Origin of the sequence: Streptomyces himastatinicus ATCC 53653, from assembly GCF_000158915.1 — a bacterium.
Classification (GTDB): domain Bacteria; phylum Actinomycetota; class Actinomycetes; order Streptomycetales; family Streptomycetaceae; genus Streptomyces; species Streptomyces himastatinicus.
In genome coordinates this window covers 9,677,244-9,689,201 of the sequence record NZ_GG657754.1, presented here as the reverse complement: position 1 = coordinate 9,689,201, position 11,958 = coordinate 9,677,244, and the positions used below count along the sequence as shown (strand labels likewise).

Below are 11,958 nucleotides of genomic sequence, written 5' to 3'. Positions count from 1 at the left end.
TCATCGCGGTCGCCGCGGCTCTGCCCGGTGCCGCCCACGGCTATCCGCTGGCCGAGCGGTTCCGGCAGTTGCTGGTGTCGAACGGGATGCTCCCGGACGCGCTGCCGCTGACCGTCAGCCCACTCCCGGCGGTCGCGGCCGTGCTGCTGCTGGTCGCGGTGGTGTGGGTGGCGGCCCGGTGCGCCGCTTGGCGTACGTCGCGCAGACCGGCCACCGAGGCGGTCGCCGAGTCACGCAGCGAACCCCGGGTCCCCTCGAAGACGCGCGCCCATGCCGGCCTGGCGCTGATCGCGGCGGGCACCGGGGCCTCGGTCACGCCCCTGCTGGCGCGGTCGCAGGCCGGGGCGGCGGCCACCGCCGTGGCCGGTCTCATCGCGGCGATCGGCCTCGCGCTGGCCGGTCCCGCCCTCGTCGGCGGCGTCGGCCGGCTGCTGGCGCGGAAGCTTCCGGCGAAGGCATCGGCACCGACCTGGCTGGCGGTGGCCAACAGCCATGGCTACGCGCTGCGTTCCGCGGCGGCCATCAGCACCCTCGCGATGGCCGTGGTGTTCACCCTCACTTACACCCTGACCCAGACCACGGTGATGGCGGCCACCTCCGGCGACCTCCGCGACGCCACCCGGGCGCAGCTCGGGTTGACCGCGCCCGGGCTCGGGGGCGTGCCCGGCGATGTGCTTCCCGCGCTGCGGGACACTCCCGGCGTACGGGCGGCGGCCCCGGTCACCTCGACGACCGTGCTGTGGCCGTACCGGATGCTGGGGGAACCCGAGATCGAGAGCAGTTCCGCGCTGGTGCTGACCCCGGAGGCGCGGGGCGTCCTCGACCTGGACGTACGCGACGGCAGCCTGGCGGGGCTGACGGGCGCCACGGTCGCCGTCTCCGCCGATGCCGCCGGGTCGCGCGACGCGCCCGTGGGCAGCCGGGTGGAGCTGGTGCTCGGCGACGGCGCCCGGGTCACCGCCCGGGTGGTGGCCACGTACGCCCGCGGACTCGGCTTCGGGCCCGTGGTGCTCTCCAGGGACCTGGCCGCCGGACACACCACGGCGGGCCTCGACCAGAGCGTGCTGATCCGTACCGACGGCACCGGGGAGGCCCGGCACCACGTGGCCGCGCTGGCCGCTGACCGGCCGGGGCTGGCCCTGGACGACGACCGTTCCGGGCCCCGGCTCGGGGGCGTGGGCGGCACCGCGCCCGAACTGTGGATCAACGTCGCGGTGCTCGCCGTGCTGCTCGGCTACCTGCTGCTCGGGATCGCCAACAAGCTGATCGCCACCACCACCCAGCGGCGCACCGAACTCGCCGCGCTCCGGCTGATCGGCGCAACACCGCGCCAGATCCTGGCGATGATGCGGCGCGAGGCGGCGCTGATCTGCGGGCTGGCGCTCACCACCGGGCTGGTGCTGTCCGTCGTCCCCCTGGTGCTGCTGTCCGCCGGATTCCTCCACCGCCCGTGGCCCGCGGGCCCGCCGTGGCTCGCGCCGGTCGTCGCGGTCGTGGTGGCGGGCATCGCGTTCCTCACCGTCGAACTGCCCACCCGTCAGGCGCTGCGCGTCCCGCCCGCGCACGCGCTCGCCCGCGGCTGACGGGGGCGGTGGCATGGTCAGTCCTGGCCGTCCTGGCAGATCCCGTTCTCCCAGGCCCAGGCCGCGATTTCGACACGGTTGCGGGCGGCGAGCTTGCGCTGCACATTGCCGAGGTGGGTCTTGACCGTGGAGAGGGTGACGTAGAGGTCGGCGGCCACTTCCTCGTTGGTGCGGCCCCGTGCCACCCGGCGTACGACGTCCAGTTCGCGCTGGGTCAGCGGTTCGGTCAGCGCGTCCTGGCCCCCGCCCCCCGCCGTACGGTCCGGCCGGGCCTCGGAGGGGGAGGGGCCGTGGCGGTGGGGGGCCATCTGCGCGAGGAGGCGGACGGTCACCGAGGGCGAGATCAGCGAGTTGCCCGCCGCGGCGGCCCGTACCGCCTCGGTGAGCAGCCCGGGGGCGCCGTCCTTGAGGAGAAAGCCGCACGCACCGTTGCGCAGCGCGCGGTAGACGTATTCGTCGAGGTCGAAGGTGGTGGCGATGAGGACGTTCAGCGGGTCGGGAACGCCGGGTCCGGCGAGCAGCCGGGTGGCCTCCAGACCGTCCAGCCGGGGCATGCGGATGTCCAGGAGGCAGACGTCCGGGCGCAGTTCGCGGGCCTGATCGACCGCCTCGGTGCCGTCCGCCGCCTGGGCCACGACCCGCATGTCCGGCTGGGAGTCGATGATCATGCGGAACGCGGCACGGACCATCTCCTGGTCGTCGGCGAGGAGCACCCGGATCGTCATACCCGACATGATCGCAGGCGCCCGGACTGTCGTGTGGAGAACCCTAGACGGAGTCCAGCGGCAGAACGGCCAGGACGTGCCAGCCGCCGCCGTCCCGTGGCCCGGTGGTGAATCGGCCACCGGCCCGCTCGATCCGTTCGGTCAGCCCGACCAGGCCGTAGCCGCCCCCGTTCCACGCGCCGCCGCCCGCCTCGGCGCCGCCGCGGCCGTCGTCGGCCACCGACACCTCCAGCTGCTCCGGGTCGCCGGGGCACAGCGTGACCCGCACCTCGACCCGCCCGGCTCCCGCGGCGTGTTTGCGGACGTTGGTCAGGGACTCCTGCACCACCCGGTGGACGGCGGTGGTGATCTCGGGTGGCAGCGGGCGGTCGGTGAGCCGCGGGTCGAGGGTGAGTTCGGCGGTGGGGCCCGCCGCGGAGAAGTCCCGGATGAGGGCCTTCAGTCCGGCCAGGCCGCCGGTGGGGCTGGTGGCGGCGGGTGCGGCGGGGTCCCGCAGGCTGGAGACCATGGCGCGCATCGATCCGAGCGCCTGCGATCCGGCCCGCTCGATATGGGCGAGCATCTGGTCCAGGTCCTCCGGGGACTGGGTGTGACCGGCCGCGGCGGTGAAGCGCGCGGCCTTGGTCTGGGCGACGATCGCGGTGACGTGGTGCGCCACGAAGTCGTGCAACTCCCTTGCGTGTTCCAGGCGTTGGGTCTGGAGGAGGGCTTCGCGCTCCCGGGCCCGGAGCGCGTCGTACAGGCGCAGGCACAGTCCCAGCACCACCATGAACGGCACACAGGCCACGATCACGCCGACCGCGCTGTTGAGGTTTTCACTCCGTTCGGCGATCCGCAGCGGAAGAAGGACGGCGGCGAGGGCCGGGGCCGCGGGGAGCAGGGTGGCCGTCAGCGGGGAACAGCGCCGCACGGCACGGGTGATGAGCCACAGCAGGACGCTCAGCTCCACCAGTCCCGGGGTGTTCTCGGGACGCCGGGGCAGCCCCGTTTCCACCAGGGTCAGCGCGCAGGAGACGGCCGTCGCGACCAGGGCGTACCGGACGAAGAGACGGTGCGGCACGACGAGGGCGGCCAGGCACAGCATCCCGGACACCGTCGTCGCCAAGGCCACCGGCGGATAGGGGGCGTTCAGCCCCTCCAGGGCCACGAGGACGACGGACACGGCGCCGCCCAGGCACAGCTGGATCTGCCGGAGGCGGGAGCGGGCCCGGAACTCGGTGATCATGCCAATGCACGGTACGGCCGTGCCGCGCGCGCCACATCAGCCTTTCGGCCGAGGGAGGGCCACGGCCCGTTTCGGTCATCCAGTGGATCCGCCGGACCGTGCCGCGCCGGAAGGATCGAACCCGCTCGTACCACTTCCCCTTCCGAAGGCCGCCGATGCTCCGCACCGCTCTGCGCACCCTCCGCTCCCACCGGCTCCGCTTCGCGATGCCCGCCCTCGCCGTCCTGCTCGGTGTGGCGTTCGTGACCGGCTCGCTGCTCTACGGCGACTCGGTGAAGGCGGCCGTCGCCCGGGCCCAGACCAACTCCCGGCCCGATGTGTCGGTGAAGGTCGAACCGGACTCGCCCGACCACGCCTCCCGGCTCGACGGCACCCTGCTGCGACGGCTGCGGCAGCTGCCCTCGGCGGCCGCGGCCCGCGGTGAGGTGGAGGGCTCCTCCTTCGTCGCGGGCTCCGACGGCTCCCTGGTGGGTGAGCTGTCCCGGGCCGCGGGCGTCAACTACGTTCCCGGCGACCGTGGCCAGGACGTCCGGTATCGGCTCGTCTCGGGCCATGGCCCCCGTACGTCCGGGGAGGTCGCCATGGACCGGCGGACCGTCGAGCGGGCCGGGTACCGGGTGGGCGGCCGGGCGCGCGTCGTGGTGGGCGGTACGGCCCGAAGCGTCCGGCTGGTCGGGGCCTTCACCGCCCGCGACAGCCGGTTGGAGGCGGGCGGCACCCTCACCGCCTTCGACTCCGCCACCGCCGAGCGGTACTTCGCGCCCGCCCCGGGCAGCTACTCGGCGATCACCCTGACCGCGGCGGACGGCACGTCGGACGCGCAACTCGCCGATTCCGTACGGAAGGTGCTGCCGTCCGGTGTCGAGGCGGCCACCCGGGCGGAGCTGGAGTCCCTGGCCACGGACGCCTCGGGGGACGGCGACAAGCTCACGACGCTGCTGCTGAGCTTCGCCGGTGTCGCCCTGTTCGTCTCCACCTTCCTGGTCGCCAACACCTTCACCATGCTCAGCGCCGCCCGCGCCCGGGAACACGCGCTGCTGCGGGCCGTCGGCGCGAGCCGGGGTCATGTGATGCGCATGGTGCTGACGGAAGCAGCCCTGGTCGGGACGGCCGCCTCGATCGCCGGATACGCGCTGGGCACCGGCGTCGCGACGCTGCTGGGCGACCTGTTCGGCGTCACCGGAGGACCGGCCGCCCCGCTGCGGCTGCTGTCCGTCACGCCCCTGGTCGCGGCGTTCGCGGTCGGCATAGGCGTCACCGTGCTGTCGGCCTGGCTTCCGGCCCGCCGCGCGGCGGGCGTCCCGCCGGTGGCGGCGCTGCGCACGGTCGAGCCCGCCACGGCCGCCTCGCTGCGCCGCCGCACCCTCCTCGGCGTGGCCGTGACGGTGTGCGGCGCGCTGCTGCTGGGTGCCGCCGTCGACGATACGAACGTCCTCTTCGGCGCCGTACCCGTCCTGCTCATCGGCCTGATCGTCCTCACTCCGCTGCTCGCCCTGGGTGTCACCGCGCTGCTGCGCCGCCCGCTGACCCGGCTGGCGGGCATCCGCGGCAAGCTCGCCGTGGAGAACGCCCGCCGCAACCCACGGCGTACGGCCGCCACCGCGACCACGCTCATGGTCGGCCTCGCGATGGTCACCGCGGTCACGGTGGCCGTGTCCTCGGTGAATCGCCTGGAGGAACAGGAGGTCGACCGTTCCATGACCTCGGACCTGCGCGTCACGGCCGTCGACTTCGCGGAGGTCGGCGACGACACCGCCGCGCGGGTGGCACGGCTCGCGGACGCCGACGCCGTCACCGCCCTCGTGCAGACCTACTTCGACCTGTCCGGCGACGACACCGTCCCGGTCACCGCCGTCAACCCGGCCACGGTGGAACGGCTGGCGCCGATCACCGTCCGGGAGGGCTCGCTGGACCGCCTCGACCACGGCATCGCCGTCACCGAGGAGCTGGCCGCCGATCGCGGCTGGCGGCTCGGCTCCCGCGTCAGCGGCGCCTTCACCGGCACGGCTGAGCGGACCAGCCTGCCCGTCGTCGCGGTCTACGACGGCCCGGAGAACCTGACGCCCACCCTCGTATCCGACCGGTCCCTGCCGCGCCCGGCCGGCGCCGAGCACCGGCCGATCGTCGAATCGGTCCTGGTCAAGGCCGCCCCCGGCCGTACGGCAGCGCTCCAGCGGGAGATCCGGCGCGCCCTGGACAACCCCGCGCTGCTGGTCCAGGACCGCGCCGACGCGCGGGCGGCGGCCACCGCGCGGACGGGCCCGTTCCTGAACATCATGTACGCCATGCTCAGCGTCACCGTGCTGATCGGCGCCCTCGGAGTGGTGAACACCATGGGCATGGCCGTCTTCGAACGGGTCCGGGAGATCGGCATGCTCCGCGCCATCGGGCTGGACCGCCGGGGTGTGGCCTCCGTCCTGCGCATCGAATCGGTGACCATCTCGCTCTTCGGCTCCGCGCTCGGCGTCGCCGTCGGCAGCGTCATCGGCGCGGTGGCCGTCCTCGGCGAGGAGAGTGTCCCCCTGGTCATCCCGTGGGACAGGACGGCCCTCTTCTTCGTGGCGGCCGCCGTGATCGGTGTGCTCGCCTCACTGTGGCCGGGGCGCCAGGCCGCGCGCGTACCGATGCTGAAGGCTATCGGCACCGACGCGCAGTGATGGCGGCCGCGCAGGGCGGCGGCTACCGGACGTATCCTGAAAACTGAGGTACCGCGACCGGTGAGCGCGGGAGGTTGCGATGACCGTCGCCGAAAGCCTCCGCCCCTGCAAGGCGGACACGCCCCGATATCTGCCCATCGCGGAGCACGGCCTGATCGGCGATCTGCGGACGGCCGCGCTCGTGGGCACCAACGGCACGATCGACTGGTACTGCCCCACCCGCTTCGACGCGCCCAGTGTCTTCGCGTCGATCCTGGACGCCGACCGCGGCGGTGCGTTCGAGCTGGCCCCGGACGCGCCCGCCCGGACGAAGCAGTTCTACTTCCCCGACACCAACATCCTCATCACCCGCTTCTTCGCGGACGACGGTGTCGCAGAGGTCCAGGACTTCATGCCGGTCGAGGACGACTCCCGCGAGGCCGACCGGCACCGGCTGATCCGCCGGGTGCTGTGCGTCCGCGGGTCGCTGCCGTTCACCGCGCGGGTGGCGCCGCGCTTCGACTACGGGCGGCAGTCGCATACGGTGAGCGTCCGGCAGGGCGGCCTCACGGTGTTCGACTCCCCCGATCTGTCCCTCGCGCTGACGTCCAGCGTCACGGTGGAGACCGACGGCGTCGACGCGGTGTCCTCGTTCAAGCTGGTCGAGGGCGAGGCCGCGGTCTTCGCGCTCGACCGGATCGGCGGTGAGGTGCGGCCGCGGCCGTGTCCGCTGGCCGAGGCGGAGGAGCTGTTCAACGCCACGGTGCGGTACTGGCGCCGCTGGCTCTCGCAGTCCCGTTACCGCGGACGGTGGCGGGAGATGGTGCACCGCTCGGCGCTCACCCTCAAGCTGCTCACCTACGCGCCGACCGGAGCCATCGTGGCGGCGCCGACGGCCAGTCTGCCGGAGCAGATCGGCGGGGAGCGCAACTGGGACTACCGGTACGTCTGGATCCGCGACGCCGCGTTCTGCATCTACGCGCTGCTGCGGCTCGGTTTCACCGACGAGGCCGAGGCGTTCGTACGCTTCCTGTCCGAGGACATCCGGCTGCGGGACGGCTCCGGCGGGCCGCTGCAAATCATGTACGGCATCGACGGCCGCAGCGAACTCACCGAGCGGGAACTGTCCCACCTGGAAGGCCACTTGGGCTCGGCGCCCGTCCGGTCCGGCAACGGGGCCGTCAACCAGCTCCAACTGGACATCTACGGTGCGCTGGTGGACTCCCTCTATCTGTACGACAAGTGGGGGAAGCCCCTGGCCAGCGACCACTGGGACACCGTCTGCGAACTGGTCGACTGGGTCTGCGAGCACTGGGACCAGCCGGACATGAGCGTCTGGGAGACCCGCGCCGGACCCCAGTGCTTCCTGTACTCACGGCTGATGTGCTGGGTCGCGATCGAGCGGGCGATGCGCATCGCCGCTCACCGCGGGTTGCCCGCGAACATGCCCCGCTGGTCGCGGACCCGCGACCAGATCTACCGCCGGATCATGCGGCACGGATGGTCCCCGAAGCGGCACGCGTTCGTACAGCACGAGGGCGACGACGTACTCGACGCCTCCGTACTGATGATGCCGCTGGCCAAGTTCATCTCCCCCGCCGACCCCAAGTGGCTGTCCACCCTGGACGCACTGGGCGAGGAGCTGGTGTCCGACTCACTGGTCTACCGCTATGACCCCCAGGCCAGCCCGGACGGGCTGCGCGGCGAAGAGGGCACCTTCTCGATCTGCTCGTTCTGGTACGTCGAGGCGCTGTCCCGGGCCGGACGGCTGGACGAGGCGCGGCTCGCGTTCGAGAAGATGCTGACGTACGCCAACCACTGCGGGCTGTACGCGGAGGAGATCGGCCGCACCGGTGAGCAGATCGGCAACTTCCCGCAGGCGTTCACCCATCTCGCGCTCATCAGCGCCGCGTTCAACCTCGACCGTGCCCTGGGCTGACCTGGGGGCATGCGGTCATGCGTTGGGGTCGAAGGGGATGCCCGACGGCTTGGCCTTCTGGAGGTGGGCGGCGAAGTTGCCGTCCTTCAGGCCGAAGTTGGCGCTGCCGAAATTGGCCTGGCTCAGCTTGTCGCGCAGGCCCGCGGGGTAGCCGTTCCAGCCGACCAGGGTGGGGAACTGCCAGGAGCCGTAGTGGTTCTCGGGCGGTTCGTCGTTGGTGTTCGCGAGGCGGAACGCGTGGGTGCTCAGCCCGTCCTTGTGGTAGACGATCTTCGGGTGGTTTCCGTCCCACCGGACCTGGTCGCGGCCGTAGGTGGTGAATCCGCCGTGGGCGGAGGTGGAGACGTACTGGGCCTGGTTGTTCTGCACCCACACCACGACGTGCTCCCAGTCGTGGCGGTGCCCACCGACCGACGCCTGGTCCTTCTCGAAGTAGAGCCCGTACATGACCGCGCACCAGCCGTTGTTGCACTTGGAGCGCGCGTATCCGTTGGTGTTGTCGAGGTCCGGGGCGTCGCGGCACTGCCCGCCCGGCGCGCCGGACGGGTTGAGGCCACCGTTCAGCGTGCCGTCGGGGCCGATGGCGGGGGTGGGGTAGCAGCCGTCGGTGTCGTAGTCGTAAGCGGGCTGGAACGTCTGCTCCAGCGCCTCCGCGTTGCCGGGCAGGGCCTTCGGCGGGTCGGCGAGAGCGGTTCCGGGTAACGCGACGACCAGGGCGATGGCGCTGCCGAGGACGAACGAGCCCTTGCGGATACGCGAACTTCTGTGCACTGCGTCCTCCTGGTTGACCCGGTGCGAGCAGGCGGAAAATGCCAACCAGGAGAGTACGTCAACTGTCCATGAAATAAAGGAGGTTCAGGATCGCTGAGGCGGTATGGGCTGCTCCGTCCAGATGCACTTGCCGTCGGCGGTGTAGCGCGTCCCCCAGCGCTGGGAGAGCGCGGCGACCAGTTGCAGACCGCGGCCTCCCTCGTCCATTTCGGCGGCCCGGCGGATCCGGGGTGTCGTGGCGCTGCCGTCGGAGACCTCGCAGATGAGGGAACGGCCGCGGAGCAGGCGCAGATGGACCGGGCCCCTAGCATGCCGGACGACGTTGCCGACCAGCTCGCTGGCGAGGAGTTCGGTGGTCGTGATCAGCTCGTCGAGATGCCACTCCTCCAGTTGGCCGCGGACGTGGTCGCGGGCGAGGGAGGCCGCCACCGGCTCGTCGGGGAGCTGCCAGACGGCGATGTTCCCGGGGGCGGTGCGGTGCAGCCGGGCGACGAGCACGGCGGTGTCGTCCGCGGTCAGTTGCTGGGCGGGCACCATGGCATCGAGGAGGGTGTCGCAGATGCGGTCGAGCCGCTTGCGGTCCGCGCGGTGGTCCTCGTCCGGGCCGCAGACCGGGGGCGGCCGGCCGGGGCCCGCGAGGCGCCGTCCTGGGTCGGTGGTGAGGACCCGGGAGCATTCGGCGATGCCCACGTCGATGTCGCGGGTGGCGGACTCGACCAGGCCGTCGGTGTACAGCACCAGCAGCCCGTGGCCGGGCAGCCGCAGTTCGGCCGTGCTGAACGGGGGTTCGGCGGCGCCCAGGGGCGGATCGGGCTCGATGTCCAGGCACTCCACGGTTCCGTCGGGGCGCACCAGGAGCGGCGGGGGATGGCCTGCGCGCGCCATGGAGCAGACCCCGGAGACCGGGTCGTAGACGGCGTACAGGCAGGTGGCGAAGGAGTCGTCGCCGAGGTCGCTGACGATGTCGTTGAGGTGGGCGAGCACCTCTTCGGGCGGAAGCTCCAGGTGGGCCAGCGTGTGCACGGCGGTGCGCAGGCGTCCCATGGTGGCGGCCTCGGCAAGACCGTGGCCCATCACATCGCCGATGACGAGCACCACCCGCTCCGCGGACAGCGGGATGATGTCGTACCAGTCGCCGCCGACCTCCGTGCCGGTGCTGGCGGGCAGGTACCGTACGGCCGCGGTGAGGGCGGACGGCGTGGGCAGCTCCTGGGGCAGCAGTCCGCGCTGGAGCGCTTGGGCGCGGGCGTGCTCGGCGTCGTAGAGCCGGGCCCGCGCGAGGGCGTGGGCGACCATGCCGCTGAGGGCGGTCAGCAGGGTGCGCTCGTCGGCGGTGAAGCGGCGGGGCTCGGCGAAGGAGACGACGCACACGCCGTTGGGCTCGCCGGAGGTGATGAGGGGCAGAATGGCCCAGGCGTTCTTCTCGGCGAGGTCCGGGTAGTCGGCGAGGGCGGGAGCCAGCTCGACGTACTCGGTGGCCGAGGCGATGAAGCGGGGGTGGCGCGAGGCGATCACATCGTGGAGCAGCGGGTGGCCTTCGGCCGCGGCGATCCCGTCGATCTTCCGCAGGAACGCCTGGGGGTATCCGACGGCCCCGACCACGTGCAGCCGCTCGCCCTCCAGCACCTGGATCAGCAGGCCCGAGGCCCCGAACGGGGACAGCATGTGGGCGGCGGCCACCTCGACGACGTCATGGGTGGTGACCGCCTCGGCGAGCGCGCCCGTCAGCCCGCGGATCCGCGCCGCCTGCTCGGCGGCGGACCGCTCGGCCGCCTCACGCCGCGCCGCCCGGCTGCGGGTGTCGGTGACATCGGTGAGGTAGGCGGTCAGCCCGTCGGGCACGGGGACCAGCCGGATGTGGTACCAGCGGCTGTCGGTGGGCCACTGGATGTCGAACCCGGTCGGTGTGCCGTCGAGCGCCGCGTGCCGGCAGCGGGTCTCCAGCTCGGGGACCAGGCCCGCGGGACCGCCCCAGAGCGGCCCGCCCAGCACGTCCACGGACGGCCCGACGAGACGCTCGGCCTCGACGTTGAGGAAGGTGATCCGCCACTCCCGGTTCACCGCCCAGAACGCGTCGCTCATGAAGCGCAGCGCCTGCCCCACGGACTCCCGCGCGATGCGGCTCTCGGTGGTGTCCCACACCCGGCCGATCATGCGGACGGGCTCGCCGTGCCCGTTGAGCGCCAGATGGGCACGGCTCTGGACCCAGCCGGTGGTGCCGTCCGGGCGGCACACCCGGTACTCGGCGTCGTACACCCCGTGCCCGTGCAGCGCCTCCTGTGTGGCGGCCATGACCCGCGGCATGTCCTCGGGGTGGATCAGGGCGACCCAGCTCTCGATGCGGCGTTCGTAGTCCTCCGGGATGCCCAGCAGCCTGAGCCCGTCCGTGTCCCAGACCATCTCGCCGGTACGGATGTCCCACTCCCAGGAACCGACCCTGGCCGCCACCAGGGCCTGGCGGAGTCCGGAGCCGGCCGGCTGCTCCTGCCACCACGGATGGGACCGGGGACCGGACAGCCGCCCGGAGGCCCAGCGGGCCATCTCCAGCAGGAAGCCGCGCTGCTCGGTGGTGGGCGCGCCGGGACCGGTGAACACGGACAGCGCGCCGACGGGGGTGTTCTCGGCGAAGAGCGGGACGGCGGCCACCATCGTCGCCTCGGGCAGCCTCCCGTGGGTGTGCGTACGGACACGCTCCGCGTCCGGGTGGCGCGCCTCCGGAACGCGCCCGTTGGCGGCGGGCATCCAGACGAACGCGCCCTCCTGTACAGCCCGGGCGGGGGCGAGCGCCGGATCGTCCTCCCGGATCTCCTCCCATTCCGGGAGGGCGGACGGGGGCAGTCCTCCGGCGAGCACCAGGCGGAGTTCGTGGCTGCCCGCGGGGCCGCACGACCAGTGCACCGCTCCGGCGATGCCGCTCAGCTCGGACACCGCCTGCGTCAGCGCGTACTCCATCACCTCGCGGTCCGTGAGCTGGACGCCGACCGCTGAGAGCAAGGGAAGCCGCTCGTCGCACCAGGTACGTACGCGACCAGCCGGATCCATTGACATATCGGCATATACCCTAAGGTGTGCCCGCGGC

The 11,958-nt window shown here is 72.6% G+C and carries 7 protein-coding genes; 3 read left to right on the top strand and 4 right to left on the bottom strand.

What is annotated here, in order from left to right; genetic code table 11:
• The coding region (locus SSOG_RS40930; protein ID WP_154686136.1) for an FtsX-like permease family protein at positions 1–1,583 on the top strand (1,583 nt) is incomplete at its 5' end.
• 17 nt (positions 1,584–1,600) lie between these two features.
• On the opposite strand, the gene SSOG_RS40925 is transcribed toward SSOG_RS40930, so the two are convergent.
• Both SSOG_RS40925 and SSOG_RS40920 read right to left on the bottom strand, forming a co-directional pair.
• Positions 1,601–2,317, bottom strand: coding sequence for a response regulator (locus tag SSOG_RS40925; protein ID WP_208867433.1), 717 nt, complete (start codon positions 2,315–2,317; stop codon positions 1,601–1,603).
• A 34-nt stretch (positions 2,318–2,351) separates the two neighbouring features.
• On the bottom strand, positions 2,352–3,533 hold the full coding sequence (locus SSOG_RS40920; RefSeq protein WP_009720195.1) for a sensor histidine kinase: 1,182 nt from the start codon (positions 3,531–3,533) through the stop codon (positions 2,352–2,354).
• 155 nt (positions 3,534–3,688) lie between these two features.
• Between SSOG_RS40920 and SSOG_RS40915 the strand changes: the two genes are divergently transcribed.
• Both SSOG_RS40915 and SSOG_RS40910 read left to right on the top strand, forming a co-directional pair.
• A complete protein-coding gene (locus tag SSOG_RS40915; RefSeq protein WP_039939958.1) occupies positions 3,689–6,190 on the top strand; it encodes an ABC transporter permease in 2,502 nt (833 codons plus the stop codon).
• A 79-nt stretch (positions 6,191–6,269) separates the two neighbouring features.
• Positions 6,270–8,108: a glycoside hydrolase family 15 protein gene (locus SSOG_RS40910; RefSeq protein WP_009720193.1), complete on the top strand. Its 1,839-nt coding sequence runs from the start codon at positions 6,270–6,272 to the stop codon at positions 8,106–8,108.
• A gap of 15 nt (positions 8,109–8,123) precedes the next feature.
• Here the strand turns inward: SSOG_RS40910 and SSOG_RS40905 are convergent, their stop codons facing one another.
• Positions 8,124–8,879: an NPP1 family protein gene (locus SSOG_RS40905; RefSeq protein ID WP_039939956.1), complete on the bottom strand. Its 756-nt coding sequence runs from the start codon at positions 8,877–8,879 to the stop codon at positions 8,124–8,126.
• An 84-nt stretch (positions 8,880–8,963) separates the two neighbouring features.
• Positions 8,964–11,420, bottom strand: coding sequence for an ATP-binding SpoIIE family protein phosphatase (locus tag SSOG_RS40900; protein ID WP_425385477.1), 2,457 nt, complete (start codon positions 11,418–11,420; stop codon positions 8,964–8,966).
• Between the last annotated feature and the right edge of the window lie 538 nt (positions 11,421–11,958).